This is a genomic window from Rhodococcus koreensis, from assembly GCF_900105905.1.
GTDB lineage: Bacteria > Actinomycetota > Actinomycetes > Mycobacteriales > Mycobacteriaceae > Rhodococcus_F > Rhodococcus_F koreensis.
This window is the reverse complement of the sequence record NZ_FNSV01000005.1, coordinates 7,265,581-7,286,150: the sequence shown is the minus strand read 5'-3', so window position 1 is coordinate 7,286,150 and position 20,570 is coordinate 7,265,581. Positions and strand designations below refer to the sequence as shown.

At 69.0% G+C, this 20,570-nt stretch carries 21 protein-coding genes; 12 read left to right on the top strand and 9 right to left on the bottom strand.

Translation table 11 applies throughout. The annotated features are described in order from the left end of the window. Positions 1-6 precede the first annotated feature (6 nt). On the bottom strand, positions 7-1,242 hold the full coding sequence (locus tag BLV94_RS37775) for a type II toxin-antitoxin system HipA family toxin (protein WP_072940229.1): 1,236 nt from the start codon (positions 1,240-1,242) through the stop codon (positions 7-9). Then, entirely contained in the window at positions 1,242-1,490 is a 249-nt protein-coding gene (locus BLV94_RS37770) for a helix-turn-helix transcriptional regulator (RefSeq protein WP_072940226.1), read from the bottom strand. The genes BLV94_RS37775 and BLV94_RS37770 overlap by 1 nt, the downstream gene beginning before the upstream one ends. A 199-nt stretch (positions 1,491-1,689) precedes the next feature. Here BLV94_RS37770 and BLV94_RS37765 point away from each other — a divergent pair, with 199 nt between their 5' ends. Next, positions 1,690-2,460 (top strand): deoxyribonuclease IV, encoded by a 771-nt coding sequence (locus BLV94_RS37765; protein WP_072940223.1) that lies wholly within the window; start codon positions 1,690-1,692, stop codon positions 2,458-2,460. Here the strand turns inward: BLV94_RS37765 and BLV94_RS37760 are convergent. Next, positions 2,457-3,920 (bottom strand): SulP family inorganic anion transporter, encoded by a 1,464-nt coding sequence (locus BLV94_RS37760; protein ID WP_072940220.1) that lies wholly within the window; start codon positions 3,918-3,920, stop codon positions 2,457-2,459. The genes BLV94_RS37765 and BLV94_RS37760 overlap by 4 nt on opposite strands. Before the next feature lie 99 nt (positions 3,921-4,019). Here BLV94_RS37760 and BLV94_RS37755 point away from each other — a divergent pair, with 99 nt between their 5' ends. Genes BLV94_RS37755 through BLV94_RS37745 form a run of 3 tightly spaced genes read left to right on the top strand, consistent with a single transcriptional unit; the run spans position 4,020 to position 6,245 of the window. Next, positions 4,020-4,808: an amino acid ABC transporter substrate-binding protein gene (locus tag BLV94_RS37755; protein WP_072940217.1), complete on the top strand. Its 789-nt coding sequence runs from the start codon at positions 4,020-4,022 to the stop codon at positions 4,806-4,808. A 10-nt stretch (positions 4,809-4,818) separates the two neighbouring features. Continuing rightward, positions 4,819-5,487: an amino acid ABC transporter permease gene (locus tag BLV94_RS37750; protein ID WP_072940214.1), complete on the top strand. Its 669-nt coding sequence runs from the start codon at positions 4,819-4,821 to the stop codon at positions 5,485-5,487. Then, on the top strand, positions 5,484-6,245 hold the full coding sequence (locus BLV94_RS37745; RefSeq protein WP_072940212.1) for an amino acid ABC transporter ATP-binding protein: 762 nt from the start codon (positions 5,484-5,486) through the stop codon (positions 6,243-6,245). Before BLV94_RS37750 ends, BLV94_RS37745 begins: the two co-directional genes overlap by 4 nt. Before the next feature lie 4 nt (positions 6,246-6,249). On the opposite strand, the gene BLV94_RS37740 is transcribed toward BLV94_RS37745, so the two are convergent. Then, the gene (locus tag BLV94_RS37740) at positions 6,250-6,744 is read right to left on the bottom strand and encodes a GNAT family N-acetyltransferase (RefSeq protein ID WP_072940209.1); all 495 of its coding nucleotides are present in this window, start codon (positions 6,742-6,744) and stop codon (positions 6,250-6,252) included. A 120-nt stretch (positions 6,745-6,864) separates the two neighbouring features. Here BLV94_RS37740 and BLV94_RS37735 point away from each other — a divergent pair, with 120 nt between their 5' ends. Continuing rightward, entirely contained in the window at positions 6,865-8,112 is a 1,248-nt protein-coding gene (locus tag BLV94_RS37735) for a lipase family protein (protein ID WP_072940206.1), read from the top strand. A gap of 3 nt (positions 8,113-8,115) precedes the next feature. On the opposite strand, the gene BLV94_RS37730 is transcribed toward BLV94_RS37735, so the two are convergent. Genes BLV94_RS37730 through BLV94_RS37720 form a run of 3 tightly spaced genes read right to left on the bottom strand, consistent with a single transcriptional unit; the run spans position 8,116 to position 11,298 of the window. Continuing rightward, complete coding sequence (locus BLV94_RS37730) at positions 8,116-8,967, bottom strand: patatin-like phospholipase family protein (RefSeq protein ID WP_072940204.1); 852 nt, start codon at positions 8,965-8,967, stop codon at positions 8,116-8,118. A 17-nt stretch (positions 8,968-8,984) separates the two neighbouring features. After that, on the bottom strand, positions 8,985-10,784 hold the full coding sequence (locus tag BLV94_RS37725; protein ID WP_072940202.1) for an AMP-dependent synthetase/ligase: 1,800 nt from the start codon (positions 10,782-10,784) through the stop codon (positions 8,985-8,987). Continuing rightward, on the bottom strand, positions 10,777-11,298 hold the full coding sequence (locus BLV94_RS37720; protein WP_083395797.1) for a MarR family winged helix-turn-helix transcriptional regulator: 522 nt from the start codon (positions 11,296-11,298) through the stop codon (positions 10,777-10,779). Before BLV94_RS37720 ends, BLV94_RS37725 begins: the two co-directional genes overlap by 8 nt. 193 nt (positions 11,299-11,491) lie before the next feature. Here BLV94_RS37720 and BLV94_RS37715 point away from each other — a divergent pair, with 193 nt between their 5' ends. Together BLV94_RS37715 and BLV94_RS37710 are read left to right on the top strand one after the other, a co-directional pair. Then, positions 11,492-11,995, top strand: coding sequence for a GNAT family N-acetyltransferase (locus BLV94_RS37715; RefSeq protein ID WP_072940199.1), 504 nt, complete (start codon positions 11,492-11,494; stop codon positions 11,993-11,995). Between the two features lie 69 nt (positions 11,996-12,064). Next, positions 12,065-12,421 carry an antibiotic biosynthesis monooxygenase gene (locus BLV94_RS37710; protein WP_072940196.1) on the top strand — a complete coding sequence of 119 codons (357 nt, stop codon included), beginning with the start codon at positions 12,065-12,067 and terminating at the stop codon, positions 12,419-12,421. A 10-nt stretch (positions 12,422-12,431) separates the two neighbouring features. Here BLV94_RS37710 and BLV94_RS37705 read toward each other — a convergent pair whose 3' ends face one another. Next, on the bottom strand, positions 12,432-12,947 hold the full coding sequence (locus BLV94_RS37705; RefSeq protein WP_072940193.1) for an SRPBCC family protein: 516 nt from the start codon (positions 12,945-12,947) through the stop codon (positions 12,432-12,434). A 127-nt stretch (positions 12,948-13,074) separates the two neighbouring features. Here BLV94_RS37705 and BLV94_RS37700 point away from each other — a divergent pair, with 127 nt between their 5' ends. From BLV94_RS37700 to BLV94_RS37680, 5 genes are read left to right on the top strand one after another with little or no spacing between them, the layout of a single operon-like run. Further along, positions 13,075-14,391, top strand: coding sequence for an SWIM zinc finger family protein (locus BLV94_RS37700; protein WP_072940190.1), 1,317 nt, complete (start codon positions 13,075-13,077; stop codon positions 14,389-14,391). After that, entirely contained in the window at positions 14,388-15,863 is a 1,476-nt protein-coding gene (locus BLV94_RS37695) for a DUF5691 domain-containing protein (RefSeq protein ID WP_072940185.1), read from the top strand. The genes BLV94_RS37700 and BLV94_RS37695 overlap by 4 nt, the downstream gene beginning before the upstream one ends. Continuing rightward, entirely contained in the window at positions 15,860-16,963 is a 1,104-nt protein-coding gene (locus tag BLV94_RS37690; protein WP_072940182.1) for an ATP-binding protein, read from the top strand. Before BLV94_RS37695 ends, BLV94_RS37690 begins: the two co-directional genes overlap by 4 nt. 11 nt (positions 16,964-16,974) lie before the next feature. Further along, complete coding sequence (locus BLV94_RS37685) at positions 16,975-19,152, top strand: DUF5682 family protein (protein ID WP_072940446.1); 2,178 nt, start codon at positions 16,975-16,977, stop codon at positions 19,150-19,152. Further along, positions 19,149-20,309 carry a VWA domain-containing protein gene (locus tag BLV94_RS37680; protein ID WP_072940179.1) on the top strand — a complete coding sequence of 387 codons (1,161 nt, stop codon included), beginning with the start codon at positions 19,149-19,151 and terminating at the stop codon, positions 20,307-20,309. The genes BLV94_RS37685 and BLV94_RS37680 overlap by 4 nt, the downstream gene beginning before the upstream one ends. An 8-nt stretch (positions 20,310-20,317) precedes the next feature. On the opposite strand, the gene BLV94_RS37675 is transcribed toward BLV94_RS37680, so the two are convergent. Beyond that, positions 20,318-20,521, bottom strand: a complete 204-nt coding sequence (locus BLV94_RS37675; protein ID WP_012688808.1) for a hypothetical protein — start codon at positions 20,519-20,521, stop codon at positions 20,318-20,320. Between the last annotated feature and the right edge of the window lie 49 nt (positions 20,522-20,570).

Sequence of the window (20,570 nt, the reverse complement as noted above, 5' to 3'; positions counted from 1 at the left end):
GCCGGTTCAGCCCAGTTCGTCCGAACGCCGTTCCATCAGTGTGCGCAGCAGCGTGTTCTCCTTCGAGGCGAAGCCGATCGACTCGATGTCTCCGATTCCACGCCCGATGCCCTTGCGGACGCCGTCGAGCATTCTGGTGACGGCGCGTTCGGGAACACCGAGCCTGCCCCCGCATTCGACGAAGTGCCTGCGGTTGAGTTTGTTCGCCTTGCCGTAGAAGTCGAGGGCCATCGGGTCGCGCCACCCGAGGTACGGCTGGGTGCAGAGCAGGTCGTAGGCGGGTGTGACGCTCCACAACCCCGATTCGGCGAGTTGCACCGAGAAGTTCTTGCCGTGCAGGTCGCCGTTGCCGATCGCGTACGAATAGGCCACCAGCCGAAGTAGTTCCAGGGTGGCGACCCGCGCCGAACCGCCGCCGCGCTCACACACGCCTGCGAGTGCGGTGATCACGTTCTCGGTCTTCAGCCGGTACTTGGCTGCGGGGAACATCCCCATCACCTGGCACGCATCCTCCTGCGGGGTGCGGATGACACGGCCGGACGCATCGACTCGCCGGTCGAAACGCGCGACGAGCAGGCCGGCATTGCCCTTGCCGTCGTGCACCAGTTGGTGGTCGGCGACGGGCAACCCGCACTGCGCGGCGAGTCCCATGAAGAAGTGCTCGTTCTCGACCAACTGCGGGTACCCCTGCGGGGGTGAGAGTTTGAGAATGGCCGGACCCTTCTCGGTCGCGATCGGTGTCGAGTACATCTGGGCCGACACCTTCGCCTGCACCCCGGGCAGCGAGGTGGGGTCCAGTTTCACGGCCTCGTGCCCCGACATGTGCTCGAACAGCGCCCGCAGGTCCTGTCGTTCGACCGCGTCGGGGTCGAACACGGGTGCCGTCTCGGGCGGCGGCACCCCGGCGGGCAGGACGCGCACGTCGCCGATCGTGTCGGCTCCGACCGCCATCAGGATCGTGAGGTGATCGTCCTCGGACGTCTTGGTGGCCGCGACCGCTCCCCGGAGCCGGATCCCCTCCGGGAGCAGACCCGCGAAGAACGGCGGGACGCTGCCCCCGCTGGCACGCACCTCGGCCGACGTGGTGGGGATCGTCCACGCGACCTGCGGGGCGCCGGGGTCCTGCAGGTAGGAGGGGTCGTAACGGAAGACGACGTCCCCTCCCTCCCGCACGAGAGTGCCCGCGAGGCGGTCACCCTTGTAGACGTCGGCCCGGTCGACGCCGCTGAGGTTCTCGACCATCAGACTGTCACCTCCACGCCCGCGCGAGTGACGAGCGCCAGGCGGCATCCCATGGCGTCTGCGACGGCGTCGACGAGATCCAGCTGGACTGTCCCGCGGCCCGATTCGATCGACTGCACACTCGACCTCGACACCCCGGCCAGGTCGGCGAGCTCGGCCTGCGTCAGCCCGAGCTGGTGTCGCCGTGCCACGAATCCGTCGGAGATCCCGCCGGTCTCGGTTCGCTCGCGGCGGCGTGGGGTAGCCATGGCAGCCTCCTGATCATGTCAATGCTTGTCGTCGGATGCTTAACGCCAGTGTGCGCCGATTCTGCCCCGAAGTCCATGCCTATGACTGCGAACGCAGGCTTAACGCTGGAAGTCGATGAAAACAAGCACACACCTCCCCTTTACGCTTGCGATCGCAAGCACAGGCATTGTCGCGGCACCCACCCCCTACCCTGGTTACATGCGCATAGGAGCACACGTCCGCCAGGACGAAGATCCGATCGGATACGGCGAACGGCTCGGCGCCGACGTCATTCAGATGTTCCTCACGGACCCGCAGAAATGGGAGAAGCCCCCGACGCATCCGCGGACCGACGAGATCCGCGACAGCCCCACCGACGTGGTCGTGCACTCGTCGTACGTGATCAACGTGGCCAGCCTCAACAACCGGCTCCGGATGCCCTCCCGCAACGCCGTCGCGCAGCAAGCCCAGGCCGCCGCCGACATCGGTGCGTTCGGACTGGTGGTCCACGGCGGGCACGTCCGCGACGGCGAGGACGTGAACGCGGGAATCATCAACTGGCGCAAACTGTTCGAACGCCAGGCCGACAAGGGCGGATTCCCCGTCCCCATCCTCATCGAGAACACCGCCGGCGGCGACTTCGCGATGGCGCGGCACTTCGACGCCATCGACCGGCTGTGGCAGGAGGTCGGCGATTTCGGCGCCGGCTTCTGCCTCGACACCTGCCACGCGTGGGCGGGCGGCGAGGATCTGGTGGGAGTCGTCGAACGCATCAAGGCCATCACTGGCCGCATCGACCTGGTGCACCTCAACAACTCCCGTGACGAGTTCGACTCGGCACGCGACCGGCACGCCAACCTCGCCGACGGAACCATCGACCCCGAACTGCTCGCCGAGGTCGTGCGGACCGCCGGCGCACCCGTCGTCCTCGAGACGCCGGAGGAGGGGCTGTCCGAGGACCTCGCGTATCTGCGGGAGACCGTCGGTTAGTCGCCCAGCCGGCCGGTCAGCCTGCGGTACCGCTCCTCGCTGACCGGATTCAGGCCCTCCACGGTGACGTCGGTGCCGCGGCTCGCGTACTTCGTGGTGATGCCGTCGAGCGCGGCCACGGTGGAGGCGTCCCAGATGGTGGCGCCCGACAGATCGATGACCACGCGGCCGGGGTCGTCCGCGTAGTCGAACGAGAACACGAGGTCGTTGGACGAGGCGAAGAACAGCTGACCGCTCACCCGGTACGTCTTCACGTCGCCGTCGAGTTCGCCGCGCACGTCCACCATGTGCGCCACCCGGCGCGCGAACAGCACCATCGCGACGAGCACACCGACACCCACGCCGATCGCGAGATTGTCCGTCGCGAGGGTGCCCGCGACGGTGCTGAGCATCACCAGCGTCTCGCTCAGCGGCATCCGCCGGAGTGTGCGGACGCTGTGCCAGTCGAAGGTCGTGGCGGCCACCAGCACCATCACGGCGACGAGCGCCGCCATCGGAATGGTTCCCACCACGTCGCCGAGACCGACCACGAGAATCAGCAGAAACGCACCCGACAGGAACGTCGACAGCCGGGTTCGCGCCCCACCGGTCTTGACGTTGATGATGGTCTGCCCGATCAGCGCGCACCCGCCCATGCCGCCGAAGAGCCCGGTCACGATGTTCGCGACGCCCTGCCCCCACGACTCACGCGTCTTGTCCGAATGCGTGTCGGTGACCGAGTCCACGAGTTTGGCGCTCATCAACGATTCAAGGAGTCCGACGACGGCCATCGCCAGCGCGAACGGCGCGATGATGCGCAGGGTGTCGACCGTGAGCGGAACGTCCGGCAGCCCGATGAGAGTCGGCAGGCCGTCGGGCAGTTCGCCCTGATCCCCGACGGTGGGCACCGCGACACCGGCGAGGACGGTGAACGCGGTGAGTCCGACGATCACGAGCAGCGGCGCGGGCACGGCCGTGGTCAGCCGGGGGATCCACACGAGCAGCGCGAGACCGGCGGCGAGGAGCGCGTACACCGCCCACGGCACGTTCGTCAGATACGGGAACTGGTGCACGAAGATGAGGATTCCCAGCGCATTGCAGAAGCCGACCATCACGCTGCGGGGCAGGAACCGCATGAGCCGCGCCACGCCGAGGACGGCGAGGACGATCTGCATCGCACCGCCGAGGAAGACCGCCGCAATGAGGTACTGCAACCCGTGCGACGCCATCAGCGGGGCGAGCACCAGCGACACCGAACCGGTAGCCGCGGAGATCATCGCGGGACGGCCGCCGGTGAACGCGATGGTCATCGCCATGATCGCGGCGGTGAACAACCCCACCCGCGGATCGACCCCCACGATGATGGAGAACGACAGGGCCTCCGGGATAAGCGCCATCGCCACGACGAGCGCGGACAACGACTCGATACGAAACACTGTCGGATGCAGCCACACCGGCCGTCGGAGAGCGAGAGAGGGCACGGTGAGACAATCCTTCTTCCTGAACGGGACTCGGAAGATCCTATCCGGGCGGCGTTCGACCAGTACGGTTAGCTGATCCGCCGACAGAGGAGGAACACCGTGCGACGCACACTTCCGGCCGCCCTGATCGCCGTCCTGACCGCGCTGTCGCTGGCGGGGTGTGGGAACTCCGATTCGGGGCCGGTCATCGACCAGGTACGCGAATCGGGCGTCCTGAAGGTCGGCACCGAGGGCACGTACACACCGTTCAGCTACCAGGGTCCCGACGGTCAGCTCACCGGGTACGACGTGGATGTCATCCGCGCGGTCGGCGACAAACTCGGCGTGTCCGTCGAGTTCACCCAGACCCCGTGGGACTCGATCTTCGCGGGCCTCGAGGCGAAACGCTACGACCTCGTCGCCAACCAGGTGACCGTCAACGACGAGCGCACCCAGAAGTACGACCTGTCGACGCCCTACACCTACTCCGAGGGTGTGATCGTCACCCGCGCCGACGACAACGCCATCACCTCGCTCGCCGACCTGAACGGCAAGACGACGGCGCAGTCCGCGACGAGCAACTGGGCGCAGGTGGCCAGGGACGCGGGCGCGAACGTCGAATCCGTCGAGGGCTTCGTGCAGGCCATCACGCTGCTCAAGGACGGCCGGGTGGACGCCACCGTCAACGACAATCTGGCCGTCGCCGAATACCAGAAGCAGACCGGCGACACCGGGGTGAAGATCGCCGCCGAGACCGGGGACACGAGCGAGCAGGCGTTCGCGGCCCGCAAGGACAGCGGCCTGATACCCGACATCGACAAGGCCCTGGACGAACTGCGCGCCGACGGAACGCTCGCACAGATCTCGCAGAAGTACTTCGGCACCGACGTGTCGGCACCGACCAACTGAGAGCCTGCCCGTGGACGACGCAACGGTCCAGCTGATCCTGGACAACCTGTGGCCGATGCTGAAGGCCACGATCACCATGACGATTCCCCTGACGATCATCAGCTTCACCATCGGTCTGGTGATCGCGTTGCTGGTGGCGCTCGCCCGGATCTCGTCGATCAGACCGCTGTCGATGCTGGCCCGCTTCTACGTCTCCATCATCCGCGGCACCCCGCTGCTGGTGCAGTTGTTCATCGTGTTCTACGCACTGCCGCAGTTCGGTGTGACGCTCGAACCGTTCCCGGCCGCGGTGATCGCGTTCAGCCTCAACGTCGGCGGCTACGCGGCCGAGGTGATCCGGGCGGCGATCCTGTCGATCCCCAAGGGACAGTGGGAAGCCGCGCAGACCATCGGCATGGGCTACACCACCACGCTGCAGCGGATCGTGCTGCCGCAGGCCACGCGGGTGGCCGTCCCGCCGCTGTCCAACACGCTGATCTCACTGGTGAAGGACACATCGCTGGCGTCGACGATCCTGGTGACCGAACTGCTGCGCGTCGCCCAGCTCGCGGCCGCACCGACGTTCGACTTCTTCGCCCTCTACGGCATCGCGGCGCTGTACTACTGGGTGATCTGTATCTTCTTGTCGGCCGTCCAGGTCCGGCTCGAAGCCCGACTCGACAGGTATGTGGCCCGATGACCGACACCCCTCCCCTGCTTCAGGTATCCGGCGTCGAGAAGTCGTTCGGCGACCATCACGTTCTGCGCGACATCAGCTTCGACGTCGGGGCGGGCACGGTGACCGTCATCATCGGACCGTCGGGCTCCGGCAAGACGACGGTGTTGCGGACCCTCAATGCCCTGGACGTGGCGGACCGCGGGGTGATCTCCATCGGTGACGAGTCGGTGGACTTCGGCGCCGAGGTGGGCCGGTCGGCGCTGGCCAGGTTCCGCGCGCAGAGCGGCATGGTGTTCCAGGCCCACAATCTGTTTCCGCACAAGACGGCGATCCAGAACGTCACCGAGGGCCCGATCGTGGTGCAGAAGCGGCCCAAGGCCGAGGCGCGTGCGGACGCGATGCGGTTGCTGACGCAGGTCGGTCTCGCGGAGAAGGCGGACCAGTACCCGTACGAGTTGTCGGGCGGTCAGCAGCAGAGGGTCGGTATCGCCCGCGCGCTCGCCCTGAAGCCGAAACTGATGCTGTTCGACGAGCCCACGTCCGCGCTCGACCCGGAACTGGTCGGCGAGGTGTTGCGGGTGATCCGGGATCTCGCGACCGAGGGCTGGACGATGGTGATCGTGACCCACGAGATCCGGTTCGCGCAGCAGGTGGCCGACCAGGTGCTGTTCGTCGACAACGGTGTCGTACTCGAACGCGGCACCCCGAAAGACGTACTCGTCAATCCGACCAGTCCACGACTACGACAGTTCCTTCACCGGATCCTCGACCCGCTGTGAACGGTCAGCGCAGCGATTTCTCCATCAGCACGACGCTCGGCCACTCCACGTCGAAGTCCCGGCGACCCACCAGGAAGAATCCCTGCTCCTCGTAGTAGTCGCGGAGCCGGGCGTTGGTTTCGACGCATTCGATCCGCACGACGGACGCGTCCTCGGAGCGGGCGTGCTCGTCGACCCACCGCAGCAACTGGGCGCCCAGTCCGGCGCTGGCGTGCCTGCGGTCGGTCATGACCCGGGCGACGTAGGCGGCCGGAATGTCGTCCTCGAGCCACACGTCCGGATCGGATCGCAGCACCCGGAGCGCCCCCACCACAATCCCCGCGAACAGCGCGACCCGCCATTCCCCGAACTCGATCTGCTCACGCACGTCGGCGAGCGAGACCTCACCGCGGGCGGGCGGATCGATTTCCCTGGCCAGGAGCCAATCCTCTGCGTCCCAGTGCATCTGAACGATGTCTTCAGCCTGCTCGAGTTCTGCCCGCTCCACGGTGACCGCCATGCACACACAGTAACCATCCCGCTGCGAAAACAAACCACCGCTGTAGCCGTGTCTATCTGCGACGATGTGACTGGAGTTACAGTTACATCCTGGGACAGTTACCTCAGGGCGGTGGTAGCGATGAACCTGTTTCGTGCGGTGGTCCTGATGACACTGTCCACGTGCGCGGCCGCGTATGTGTGCACCCACCCTCCGCGCGCGGCCGCCCAGCCCCTCGGGCCCGAATCCATTCTCCCGTCCCCCATCCTGGACGACGACTTCTTCGTGTGGCCGCCGAACGTCGCGGAGTTCGCGGCCGGCGAGATCATCCGCTCACGGGAAGTGACGCTCCGGGCGGTGCCGAACCCGCTGGTGCCGCACCGGGCCCACCAGATCATGGTGCGTTCCAACGATTCCAAGGACCGCCCCGTGCCGGTGACCGCGACGGTGCTGGTGCCGACGGCGGAGTGGACCGCGCCGGGTCCGAGACCGGTGGTCGACTACAACATGCCCATCGACTCGCTGGGCGCCCGGTGCACACCGTCTTACAAGATGGTGCACGACTGGCAGACCCTCGACCTGGACATCCCACCGGTGCTCTCGCTCTTCCTCGCGAAGAACTACGCGGTGCTCGTGCCCGACCACCAGGGACCACGGATGGCGTACAGCGCGGGGCGGATGGCAGGTCATGCCGTGCTCGACAGCATCCGCGGCATGAGGCGGCTTCCCGGCCTCGGGCTCTCGGACAGCCCGGTTCTCGCGACCGGATACAGCGGTGGTGCGATCGCCACCGGCTGGGCGGCGCAACTGCAGCCGACGTACGCACCGGACGTGCAACTCGCCGGTGCCGCCGCGGGCGGGACCCCCGCCGATTTCGGGTTGCTCCGCAGGACGATGAACGGCCAACTCGGTTCGGGTGTGTACCTGTCCGCCGTCCTCGGGCTCGCCCGCGAATACCCGGAGATGCTGATGCTGGCGAATCCGCTCGGTGTGGTGCTGGCGACGTCGCCGTTGAAGGACCAGTGCATCCTGGCCCTCGCACCGGCCGGGGTCGCCTCGCTGCCCGCCGAATTGTTCGCCGCCGTCCCCGACCCGTTCGGCAATCCCACAGCCCGAACGGTGGTCGCCGAGAACCGGATGGGCGCGCTCACCCCGACCGCGCCGGTGCTGCTGTATCACGGGTCGTCGCGAGTGTTCCTCGGCGACGAGTGGATTCCGGAGGACGGGGTGATCACACTGCAGCAGGAGTGGTGCCGCGGCGGCGCCGACGTCACCTACGCCCCGCAGTTCGGCGAGCACCTCACCGCCGCCGTGTTCGCGTTGCCCGAGGTGGTGCGCTGGATCGACGACCGGCTGGCCGGAGTGCCTGCGCCCACGGGGTGCCGCTGACGGCTACCCGTGCCCGTGCGGCAGCAGCAGATCGGCCTGCCCGACCCCGGCGACGCGTGCCTCGTCGAGCCACGTCGCGGTCTGCTCCCGTGCCCGCGTGATCAGTTCGTCGGCGTCGCCGAAATCGGCGGGACTCGTGTCGAGCGGGCACAGCGGGGGCACCACCCGGATGTCCGCGACGCTCTCGTACCGCTCGATGTCGAGGGCGAGCCGCTGATTGATCGCGAGCGTCACGCCGAGCAATCCCATGCCCAGCGCACTTCCGGGGACCTTCGACAGGGTGCAGGCATATCCGGTGGGAAGCACCCACACGGTCGTCGCCCCCAGTTCGATCGCATGGGAGATGGGGGTGTTGTTGACGACCCCGCCGTCCATCAGCGCCCGGCCGTCGATCACCACGGGTGGGAGGATGCCGGGCAGCGACGCGCTGGCGGTGACGGCGTCGACGGCAGGCCCCGTCGACAGCCGGACGTCCTTGCCGGTGAGCACGTCGACGGCGATGACGTGCAGCGGGATCGGCGCATCCTCCATCCGTTCGAACCGCAGATGCTGCGCCAGCAACTTCCTGATGGCGCGGTTGGAGACCAGGTGGTTGCGGAGCCCGACGAAACCGGTGAACCCGGTGAGCAATCCGGCGGGAAACACCGCGCTGCGGGTGAGACCGCGCCACAGGTCGGCCAGTTCGCGCAGGTCCGCGTCGGAGGAACCGCCGGCGAGCCAGGCGCCGTTGAGCGCACCGACGGACGTGCCGACGATGAGGTCCGGCCGAATTCCCCTGCCGATCAGGGTCTGCAGCATTCCGACCTCGATTGCCCCGAGGCTCGCCCCACCCGACAGAACGAAAGCTGTTGTCATGCCGCCACCGTAGCCGGTCAGCCCCGGCGGTACAGGCTCGCGATGTCGTCCGCGAAGCGCTCGGTCACCACGGGCCGCTTGATCTTCAGGGTGGCGGTCAGCTCCCCGCCGGCCTCCGTGAGGTCGCGGTCCAGCACGACGAACCGTTTGATCGACTCCGTGTGCGAGACGGTGGTGTTCGCGTCGTCCACGGCGTCCTGCAGGTCTCCGCGCAGTTCCTCGTCGTCACGCAGGTCCGCCACCGTGGCTTCGGACGGCTTGCCGTGCGCGGCCTTCCACTTGCCGAATTCCGGCGGATCCACGGTCAGCAGGGCCCCGATGAACGGGCGGCCGTCGCCCACCACCACCGCCTGCGAGACGAGGGGATGCGAGCGCAGCCGGTCCTCGAGCGGACCCGGTGACACGTTCTTGCCGCCGGCGGTGATCAGCAGATCCTTCTTCCGGCCGGTGATGGTGAGATAGCCGCCCTCGTCCAGGTCGCCGAGGTCGCCGGTGCGAAACCAGCCGTCGTCCAGCACTTCCCGGGTGGCGTGTTCGTTGCGCCAGTAGCCGCCGAACACGACGCCGCCGCGCAGTTCGATCTCGCCGTCCTCGGCGATGCGCACACTGTTGCCGCCCAGCGGCTGACCGACCGTCCCGATCCGCTGGGCGCCGGGGACGTTGACGCAGTGCGCGGCCGTCGATTCGGTGAGTCCGTAGCCCTCGTAGACCGGAACCCCGATGCCGCGGAAGAAATGGCCGAGCCTGGGCATGAGCGCCCCGCCACCCGAGATCGCCCACCAGCAGTCGCCGCCCAGGGCGGCACGGAGTTTCGCGTAGACGAGTTTGTCGGCGACCGCGTGCTCGAGCCGGAGCCGCAGCGGCGCACCGCCGGTGTCCTGGGCCTCGCTGTACGCCACCGCCGTGGACTCGGCGAAGTCGAAGATCCGCTTCTGCAGGCCTCCACCCGACGCCGCCTTGCGCGCCGCGCCGTCCCGCACCTTCTCGAACACGCGGGGAACACCGAGGATGGTGTTGGGCCGGAAACGTTCGAATTCACCCGTGACCGTGCCGAAGTCGGACCAGTGCGCCTGCGTCGCCCCGCCTTCGAACATCGCCAGCGACACCGCCCGCGCCAGCACGTGCGCCAGCGGAAGGAACGTCAGCACGCGGTTGCCCGGCCGGGCGACGTCGCCGATCGGCGCCGCGAGCAGCGACCGCACCTCCGACAGGAAGTTCCGGTGGGTGAGGATGCAGCCCTTGGGACGACCCGTGGTGCCGGACGTGTACACGAGTGAGGCGAGATCGTTGGCGGTCAGCGCCACCACCCGCTTGAACACCTCGGAATCGTCGATCGACAACCCGTCCGTGATGAGCGTGCCCACCGCGTCCTCGTCGATGGTGAGGATGCGCTTCAGCGTGTAGGGGATGCCGTCACCCTCGAAACTCGACGCGTGGGCCGGGGTCTCCACGAGCGTGGCCACGGCCCCCGAATCCTCGATGATCCACCGGATCTGGTCGTGCGAGGAGGAATCGTAGATCGGGACGGACGCCGCGCCCGCCGCCCAGATCGCGTAGTCGAGCAGCGACCATTCGAATCTGGTCGACGACAGCAGTGCCACCCGGTCGCCGGGGCGTACCCCGTTGGCGATCAGACCCTTCGCGACCCCGGTGACGAGTGCGCCGAAGTCCTTGGCCGTCACGTCGACCCACCCGCCGGACTCCGGACGCGTGTACATCACCCGATCCGGGTAGCTCTCGGCGTGCGCGAACACCCGGAGCACGGCGTTCTCGTGGTCCGACACGGTGAACGTCGGGGCGCTGGTGTACTCACGCACGGGTGCCGTCTCCGATGCTGTCGTCTGCGTCGCCGCCCTGGCGGAACTTACGGAGGTGCCGGGCGAACGCGGCGATCTCGGCGTCCGACCACGAGGCCACCCGGTCGCGGACTTCCTCCACCCGGCGGGCGTCGGCGCCGGCCAGCACCGCGACGCCGCCGTCGGTGAGGCTCAACGGGTGACCGCTGCGCAGCGGTCCCGGTTCGGCGTGCACCCAGCCCTCGTCGATGCAGCCCCGGAGTTGACGCGACACGGTGGAGCGGTGCACGCCGAACGCGTCCGAGATCTGGGTGGCCCGGCAACCCGGATTGCGGGCGACGAAGGAGAGCAGCGAATGTTGAGCGAACGTCGGGGATCCGACGGGAGGGCGGTCACCGGCGACCAGTTGACGGACGAGGCGGACGAGTTCGTCATGGACGGCCACCACGCCCGACGCGGGCGTTTCCTCCGGCTCGACCTCGTTGTGTTGCACACCGCAACTGTATCCGACCACCCTGGCGTCGACCACCCGCACCCCCGATTCCCGTTGCCCTTCGCTCGACTCACGTTCTGCCCATACTGCTACCGATGCGCCGGAAATTCATTCGGCCACAAACGTCACACGGTCACAATTGGAGAACGCTTTTCGCGCACCGCTACCGGCCGGACAACGGCCGGCGCCGGAAAATCCGTTGCGGCCTGCGGCCCGGCCGATGCACTGTGTGCGCATGCTGATCAGACGCGAGAATGCAGGCGACGTCGACGCGGTGGCCGAGGTGCACCGGCAGGCTTTCGACGGCGACGCTCCCGTCGAAGTCGGACTCGTGACCCGGTTGCGGTCGAGCGACGACTGGATTCCGCAACTGGCCCTCGTCGCCGACATCGACGGAACCGTCGTCGGCCACGTCTGCCTGACCCGCGCAACCGTCGACGCCACGGACGTACTCGCACTCGGCCCGATCGGCGTCCTCCCCGGTCTCCAGCGCGACGGGGTGGGTTCGGCGCTGATGCACGCCGTGCTCGGCGGCGCCGACGCCAGGGACGAACCGCTCGTCGCACTGCTCGGTCACCTCGACTACTACCCGCGGTTCGGCTTCGTCTCCGGAACGTCGGTCGGGATCGAGCCGGACCAGCCGTCCTGGTCGTCCCACTTCCAGGTACGCCGGCTCGCATGCTGGGATCCGTCCATCACCGGCACGTTCCGGTACGCCGTGCCCTTCTACGACCTGTGACGTCGAATCCGCTGGTAGTTTGAGGTGGAACATGTCACGGGGGTGAGCCGGAACCGAGGTAGGGAAACGATGGAGAACGCGGCCGACGGCGCCAGGGCAGGCGAGCCTGTGGATGCGTCCGTCACGACGACCATCGTCCGCCGGGTCCTCCGCGGCTGCGACGAGGAGTTCGCCGACTGGATTCAGACCGGGCTCGGACTCGCCCGTCTGTTCCCCGGATTCCTCGGCGGGGGGTGGCTCAAGGAGAGCAGCACCTCCGATGTCTGCGTGATCGTCCTGAAGTTCGAAACCCAAGCCGCACTCGACAACTGGTTGACGTCGTCGCTGAGGAACGGGTGGCTCAGGACCGGCGGCAACATCGCGGTCGAGGCGCCGAACGAGCCGGCGTCGAACGTGGAGAGCCTGTTCGAGCGTCCCCGGCTCTGACGAACCGCCGTCAGGCGGACTCCCCCGGGATCGGGGCCCCCGCCGGCATCCCCTCCCCCAGATAGGTCTGATAGAACGGCCGCCAGTCCGCGGACGCATCGCGGCCGTGACCTGACGTGTCCGCCCCGTCGAGGTGCCGGTCGAGGTCGGCGAGACAGACACTCCACCCGGCGGCGTTCCTGGCCGCCGTGTTGCGGACCTCGAGAACATTCACGAGCGTCAGTGCGCACCCGTCCGCGGTCGACTCGACCTCGAAGTGGATCTCGTCCCCGCCCCAGGTGAACGCCAGGGTGTACGGCGCGCCGTACACCAGGACCGTCCCCGTCTCGGGGTCGCTGTGCGGGTCCGGGAAGAATTCGATGTCGCCGCCGGCGTAGGTGTCGAGCCGGACCCGAGACGGAAACCAGTGCGCGAGTTCGTCCGGCTCCGACACGGCCTCCCACAGCCTCTGCACGGCGAACGGGTACGTGCACCGGAACCGCACGGCGGGACGACCCTTGAACTCGAAATACCTTCCGTGGATCACCGGCCCACTCCTCGCTGTCGCACCTGACGACAGCTTGACACGCGAGACCGGCGTCCACACCGAAGTTGGCGGACAATTCCGCGCACCCTCCTCCCTTTCTGTCGGACAACTCCCCTACGGTGGCGGAGTGACGTCGCCTTGGTCGGAGGGACAGGTCGCATCGGTGGCGCCCGATGCCGGCTCGCTCGCTGCCGCCGCAAAGCTGTCGGCCGCGTGGACGCAGACAGGCGGCAACGGCGACGCACTGTGGGGACTGTGCCAGGGCAGCGGCAAGAGCCCCTACCGATCGGTCGTCGACCTCACCGGTCCGGCGTACCACTGCTCGTGCCCGAGCCGGAAGTTTCCGTGCAAGCACACGCTCGGGCTGCTGCTGATCTGGTCGCAGGGCCGGGTTCCGGAGCAGTCCGAACCGCCCGAGTTCGCGAACGACTGGCTGAGCCGGCGGGCCGGGCGGGCCGTGCCCGCGGCGGCCACGAGGACGGCCGGTGCGAAGGCCACCGAACGCCGAGCGGAACGAGTGGCGGCGGGCCTCGACGAACTCGACCTGTGGCTCACCGACCAGATCCGGGGCGGGCTCGGCGCAGCCGACATCTCGGCTTCCGCGTTCGACGCCATCGCGGCCCGCATGGTCGACGCACAGGCGCCGGGCGTCGCGTCCACCCTGCGCCGACTTCCGATCGTCGTGGCCACCCGCGCCGACTGGCCGGACCGGTTGCTCCGCGAATACGCCAGGCTGCACCTTCTCGTCGTCGCCCATCGCCGTCTGCGCGAACTACCGGAACCGTTGCAGGCATCGGTGCGTTCGCACGTCGGCTACCCGGTGGCCACCGACAGCGTGCGCGCCGAACCGGGAGTCCGCGACCGGTGGATGGTCCTGGGTATGCAGACCACCGAGGAGAAGCGGCTCTTCACCCGCAAGGTGTGGTTGCTCGGCCGCGACCACGGTCGGCGCGCGATCCTCCTGGACTTCGCGCACGGCTCCGCCAACTTCTCTACGGTGATCCCGCCGCTCGGATCGCTCGTCGACGCCACCCTGCACTTCTACCCCGGCGCCGCGCCGCTGCGCGCCCAGTTCGGCGACACCCACGAGCCGCCCGAACCGTTCACGACGGTCGCACCGAGCGACATCGATACCGCACTCGACGACTTCGCCGCCGCGGTCGGAGCCGACCCGTGGATCCGCTCGTGGCCCGCCCTGCTCACCGGAGTCACCCCGGCATACGACGACGGAAGCTGGTTCGTCGTCGACGGGCAGGGACGCGCGCTGCCGCTGTCCGGCGAGGATCCGGTCCTGTGGCGACTGCTCGGAATGTCCGGCGGCAGTCCCGTCACCGTGTTCGGGGAGTGGACCAGCGACTCCCTCGTTCCCGTGTCGGTGTTCGATCGTGGCGACGTGTACCCGCTCGTGGCCGCCGCGCCGTCGACCGCGGGGAGTCGGCGATGAGCGAACTCCTTTCCGCCGCACTGCTCGGCACGGCACGTTCCACTCCCTCGTTCGAGGGTCTGGCCACCGGCGAACTGGCGCAGTCGGTCGGTGGTGACCCGGCGGAGACCCTGCTGGGCGCCGCCGCGCTCGAGAACGCGTACCGCGACGGCGGAGTCGCCGCCTCCACCCGCGTGCTGCCCGCGCCCGCCCAGGACGATCCGCGGCTGCAGTTGCCGCCCGCGTCCGCCGCGCACCTGATGCAGTTGCTCGCCGCCAAATCGTGGACACTCACCGAGTGGTTTGCGGTGGTCGCCGAGCGGGGATACCGCGCGCCCGATCATCTCGTCGCCGACCTGATGGCGGTGGCACGCACGAACGACATCCACCGCGAGAGCATCCTGCGATTGGCAGGCCCCCGCGGCCAGTGGCTCGCCGCCCAGAACCCGGACTGGTCGATGCTGGTCCGGCGGTCCGATCGCACCGACGTGTGGACGCACGGCGCGCACCAGGAACGGCTGCTCTGGCTCACGACGATGCGGGCGGTGAACCCGGCGATCGCGCTGGCCGAACTGCGTCGCACCTGGGATTCCGAACGGGGCGAGCACCGGGCGGCGTTCATCGCGTTCCTGGGCACGGGGCTCGGCGACGCCGACTCGGACCTGCTCGAGCACGCACTCGACGACCGGCGGAAAGAGGTGCGGCAGCAGGCGGTCCAGTTGCTGCGGCAGCTGCCGAACTCCGCGTACGCCGAGCGGATGGCCGCCCGGGCCCGCGCGTGGGTGCGGGTGGAGAAGAAGCCGTTGCGCACCCGCCTCGTGGTGAACATGCCGGGTTCCCTGGACGATTCGGCCCGTCGCGACGGAATCGAGGACGTCCACTTCAAGAACAAGGGAATCCGCAGCTGGTGGTTGCGGATGGTGGTCACCGCCGCCCCCTTGCCGGTGTGGGAAGGCATGATCGGCTCGGCCTCCGGCGCGTGGGAGATCCGGATCGAAGACCAGTGGCGGGAGGTGATGATGGAGGCGTGGACCAACGCCACCGTGCTCCAGCGCAATCCGCGCTGGGCGTCCGCCCTGCTGCACCGTGAGGGACGGACGACCGAACGTCGCGTGGTGCCGATCGTCCCCGCCCGCGAACGGCTCGCCTACATTCTGTCGGGCCACGCCGACAGCTACCTGCTGGGCGTCGACGGCGCCGCACTGTTCGAGGGGCTCCCCCACCCGTGGCCGCTGGACCTCGCCGAACGGGTGATCGCCCGCCTCGAGGACGTGGCCGGGCGGCACGCCGAGACCGGCAAGGACCTCGGTCAGTTCTCCCGGCACAGCCACTATTCGACCCTCCGCAGCGCGGAGACACACTTCCCGTTCGCTGCGGCGCCGCTGCTCCGGGCGGCCGCCGAACGCACCCGTGACCCGGGCTGGCAGCAGGCGTTCGCCACTGTCGCCGCCAACATCGACCATCGCAGAACAGTCCTGAAGGAGCTCGAGTGACCGAGATCGCGGCCGGCCCGGCCGACCTGCTACGACCCCACGCCGAGCAGGCCTACGCCGACGAACTCGCCGCCCTCGCCGCGCAGGACACCCGGCCCCGGCCACCGTCGTGGAAGTTGTCGCCGTGGGCGGTCGTGACGTACCTGCTCGGCGGCGAACTCGACGACGGCACGGTCATCACCCCCAAGTACGTCGGTCCCCGGCGGCTGATCGAGGTAGCGGTCGCGACGCTCGCCACCGACCGCGCACTGCTTCTGCTCGGCGTGCCCGGAACCGCCAAGACGTGGGTGTCCGAACACCTGTCGGCTGCGGTGTCCGGCGAGTCGACCCTGCTCGTCCAGGGAACGTCGGGCACACCCGAGGAGGCCATCCGGTACGGCTGGAACTACGCGAGGCTCCTCGCCGAGGGTCCGACCGCGGGCGCACTCGTTCCGTCCCCGGTGATGACGGCCATGCAGGGTGGCCGTATCGCGCGCGTCGAGGAACTGACCCGCATTCCCGCCGACGTGCAGGACGCGCTCATCACCGTGCTGTCGGAGAAGACGCTGCCGATCCCCGAACTGGGCACCGAGGTGCAGGCCACCAAGGGTTTCAACCTGATCGCCACCGCCAACGACCGAGACCGCGGCGTCAACGACCTGTCCTCCGCGCTGCGCAGGCGTTTCAACACGGTCGTCCTGCCCCTGCCCGCCGACGAGGAGGACGAGGTCGCCATCGTCGCGCGGCGAGTCGAGCAACTCGGGTCCTCCCTGGAACTGCCGGCAGTCCCGGCGACGGACGACGAGATCCGGCGTGTGGTCACCGTGTTCCGGGAACTGCGGTCCGGCGCCACGAGCGACGGTCGCACCAAGCTGAAGTCGCCGTCCGGAACGCTGTCGACGGCGGAGGCGATCTCCGTGGTCACCAACGGACTCGCCCTCGCCGCGCACTTCGGGGACGGGGTGCTCCGTCCCTCCGACGTCGCCGCAGGCATCCTCGGGTCCGTACTGAAGGACCCGGTGGCCGACCGGGTGGTGTGGACGGAATACCTCGAGGCCGTGGTCCGCGAACGGGAGGGCTGGGCCGACTTCTACCGGGCGTGCCGCGAGGTCACCGGGTGAGCACCAGGGCGATGAGCCCGCCGGCGGGCGACGTCCGAGTCTTCGGCATCCGCCACCACGGGCCCGGTTCCGCACGATCGGTGCGTCGCGCGCTCGACGAGTTCGTCCCCGACGCCGTGCTGATCGAAGGGCCCGCCGACGCCGATCCGCTGGTCGCGCTGACCGCGTCCGGCACCATGGAACCCCCGGTGGCGCTGCTCGCGTATGCCACCGGCGAACCCCGGACGGCGGCGTTCTGGCCGTTCGCCGTGTTCTCCCCGGAGTGGCAGGCGCTGTCGTGGGCGGCCGGACACGGCGTCGACGTGCGCTTCTGCGACCTTCCGGCCGCCAACACCCTCGCCGCCGACCGCGCCGAGTCCCGTTCCGAGGATCCACTGGCGGCGCTGGCCGCGGCGGCCGGCTACGACGACACCGAACGCTGGTGGGACGCCGTCATCGAATCCGGTTCGGGGGCCGACTCGTTCGACGCGATCACCGACGCCATGACCGCGCTGCGCGGCACCGTCGAACTCGACGAACCCACCAGCAGACGCGAGGCGTACATGCGCCAGACCCTGCGGAAGGTGATCAAGGGCGGTGCCGTGCGGATCGCGGTGGTGTGCGGCGCCTGGCACGCCCCGGCACTCGCCGGACCCCTCGGACCGGCCACCGCGGACGCGCGAATCCTCAAGGGAATCCCCAAGATCAAGACCTCGCTGACGTGGGTGCCGTGGACGCATTCGCGGCTGTCCACGGCGTCCGGATACGGCGCCGGCATCACCTCCCCCGGCTGGTATCACCACCTGTTCACCGCCCCGGACCGCACGATCACCCGGTGGCTCACGAAGGTCGCGCGGGTGCTGCGGGACGAGGACCTTCCCGTGTCGAGTGCACACGTCATCGAATCCGTCCGTCTCGCAGACACGTTGGCCGCGTTGCGAGCGCGGCCGCTGGCCGGACTCTCCGAGGTCACCGAAGCCACCCGCGCCGTGATGTGCGACGGGGACGACGTCCTGCTCGACCTGATCACGCGTCGCCTCGTCGTCGGCGAGGCCCTCGGCGCCGTCCCCGACGACACCCCGACCGTTCCGCTCGACGCCGACCTGCGTGCCCGGGCGAAGACCCTGCGCCTGAAGCAGCAGGCCACCGAGAAGACCATCGACCTCGACCTCCGCCGGGACAACGACGTCGCGCGGTCCCGGCTCCTGCACCGCCTGCAGATCCTCGGTGTCGACTGGGGCACCCCGGCCGACAGCGACGTCCGCGGCACCGGCACGTTCCGTGAGACGTGGTCGCTCACCTGGCAACCCGAACTGGCGGTGTCGATCATCGAGGCGTCGCTGTGGGGCACCACCGTCGAGGCCGCGGCGACGGCGAAGGTCCGTGAGGAGGCGGCGGCCGGCGACGTCTCCCTCGCCCGGCTCACCGGGCTGCTCGAGCAGGCGCTGCTGTCGGATCTCGGCGACGCCCTGGCCGAACTGTTGCGCGCGCTGGAGACCGCGGCCACGCTCGACCACGACGTCATGCACCTGATGGACGCGCTGCCCGCGCTGACCCGCACCCTGCGGTACGGCGACGTCCGCGGCACCGACGTCTCGTCCCTCACCCGCGTCACCGACAGCCTCCTCGTCCGTATCTGCGCGGGACTGCCGTCGGCGATGTCCGGTTTGGACGACGACAGTGCCCTCGACCTGCGCCGCGCCGTCGACGACGTCCACGCGGCGGTGATGTTGCGCGACGACGACCGTGCGTCGGCGCGGTGGCTCGGCACGCTCACCGGCCTCGTCGACCGCACCGACGTGAACGGCCTCGTGATCGGGCGCATGGTCCGACTACTCCGCGACGCGGGCGCCGTCAGCGAAACCGAGGCCGCCACCCGGCTGTCGCGGGCGCTGTCCGTGGGCGCCGACCCGTCGGCCAAGGCCGGGTGGGTCGACGGCTTCCTCGGCGGCGGAGGGCTGCTGCTGGTCCACGACCGGCAACTGCTGCGACTGCTCGACGGGTGGGTGTCGGGGCTGCGCGAGCAGGATTTCGTCGACGTGCTGCCGCTGCTGCGGCGCACGTTCGGCAGCTTCGAGACCGGGGAACGCCGGGCCATCGGACAGTCCGTCGAGGGTGGCTCCACGGCCGAGACCCCCGCCGAGGTCGATGCCCGGCGCGGCACCGTCGCGATCCGCACCGTCGCCGACATCCTGGGGGTGACGTCGTGACCGAAGACGCGGAGCGGCTACGTCGGTGGCGACTCCTGCTCGGCAACGCCGCCGAGGAATCCACCGGCGGACTGGCGTCCAGGACGGACGCGGCGATGGACGGCGCACTGGCCGCGCTGTACGACACCAGCAGCGACGGGTCGAAGAGCCGCCGGCGCACTGCGGGTCTCGGCGGATCGGCACCGAAGGTCGCACGCTGGCTCGGCGACATCCGCACCTACTTCCCGAGCAGCGTCGTGCAGGTGATGCAGAAGGACGCCATCGACCGGCTCGGCCTCACCCAACTGCTCCTCGAACCCGAACTGCTCGACGCCGTCGAACCGGACGTCCACCTCGTCGGCACCCTCCTGAGCCTCAACCGGGTGATGCCCGAGACCAGCAAGGCCACCGCCCGGATGGTCGTCGAGAAGGTGGTCCGGGAGGTGGAGGACCGGATCGCGCAGAAGACCAGAACCGCCGTCACCGGTGCCCTCAACCGCTCCGCCCGAATCACCAATCCCCGGCACCGCGACATCGACTGGAATCGCACCATCCGCGCCAACCTCGCGCACTACCTGCCCGAGCACAAGACGGTGGTGCCGGAGCGGTTGCTCGGCTACGGCCGCCGATCGCAGGCCGTGCAGCGCGACGTCGTCCTCGCCATCGACCAGTCCGGCTCGATGGCGTCGAGCGTCGTGTTCGCGTCCGTGTTCGGCGCGGTGCTCGCGTCGATGCGCGCGCTGAAGACGTCGCTGGTCGTGTTCGACACGGCAGTCGTCGACCTCACCGACAAGCTGTCCGATCCCGTCGACGTGCTGTTCGGCACGCAACTCGGCGGCGGCACCGACATCAACCGGGCAATCGCCTACAGCCAGTCACTGATCGACAGGCCGGCGGAATCGTTGTTCGTGCTGATCTCCGACCTGTACGAGGGCGGGATCCGCGCGGAGATGCTCCGCCGGATGGCGGCGATGAAGAACGCGAGTGTCCAGGTGGTGGTGCTGCTCGCTCTGTCCGACGACGGCGCCCCGTCGTTCGATCACGACAACGCGGCGGCCCTCGGTGCGCTCGGCATTCCCGCGTTCGCCTGCACACCGGACACATTCCCGGAACTGCTGGCGCTCGCACTGGAACGCGGCGACATCGGCAGGTGGGCGGACGGGCTCCAGCAGGGGTGACGGCGGGGTCAGCCGGCAGCCATCCGGCGCTCGCTGTGCAGTTCGGGGTGTGCGTCGGCACGGATCCTGAGCAGGACCAGGCCGGACACCGACGCGACGATCAACGACGCGACCGTCCACGGGACGTGCAGTTCGGAGATCCCGACTCCCGCACCGACGAGTCCCACGACGAGCAGGCTCCACATGATCGCTTTGACTGGACCGGACCCCATGACAACGCTCCTTCACCGAGATACGTACATCCCCCGTGAGTTCTGATGT

Excerpts from the sequence above, each read along its gene's own strand:
- BLV94_RS37710 (WP_072940196.1), top strand. The coding sequence starts at position 12,065 with ATGGAGAACGCGGCCGACGGCGCCAGGGCAGGCGAGCCTGTGGATGCG.
- BLV94_RS37685 (WP_072940446.1), top strand. The coding sequence starts at position 16,975 with ATGAGCCCGCCGGCGGGCGACGTCCGAGTCTTCGGCATCCGCCACCAC.
- BLV94_RS37675 (WP_012688808.1), bottom strand. The coding sequence starts at position 20,521 with ATGGGGTCCGGTCCAGTCAAAGCGATCATGTGGAGCCTGCTCGTCGTG.
- BLV94_RS37695 (WP_072940185.1), top strand. The coding sequence starts at position 14,388 with ATGAGCGAACTCCTTTCCGCCGCACTGCTCGGCACGGCACGTTCCACT.
- BLV94_RS37775 (WP_072940229.1), bottom strand. The coding sequence starts at position 1,242 with ATGGTCGAGAACCTCAGCGGCGTCGACCGGGCCGACGTCTACAAGGGT.
- BLV94_RS37740 (WP_072940209.1), bottom strand. The coding sequence starts at position 6,744 with ATGGCGGTCACCGTGGAGCGGGCAGAACTCGAGCAGGCTGAAGACATC.
- BLV94_RS37735 (WP_072940206.1), top strand. The coding sequence starts at position 6,865 with ATGAACCTGTTTCGTGCGGTGGTCCTGATGACACTGTCCACGTGCGCG.
- BLV94_RS37715 (WP_072940199.1), top strand. The coding sequence starts at position 11,492 with ATGCTGATCAGACGCGAGAATGCAGGCGACGTCGACGCGGTGGCCGAG.
- BLV94_RS37770 (WP_072940226.1), bottom strand. The coding sequence starts at position 1,490 with ATGGCTACCCCACGCCGCCGCGAGCGAACCGAGACCGGCGGGATCTCC.
- BLV94_RS37730 (WP_072940204.1), bottom strand. The coding sequence starts at position 8,967 with ATGACAACAGCTTTCGTTCTGTCGGGTGGGGCGAGCCTCGGGGCAATC.
- BLV94_RS37745 (WP_072940212.1), top strand. The coding sequence starts at position 5,484 with ATGACCGACACCCCTCCCCTGCTTCAGGTATCCGGCGTCGAGAAGTCG.
- BLV94_RS37765 (WP_072940223.1), top strand. The coding sequence starts at position 1,690 with ATGCGCATAGGAGCACACGTCCGCCAGGACGAAGATCCGATCGGATAC.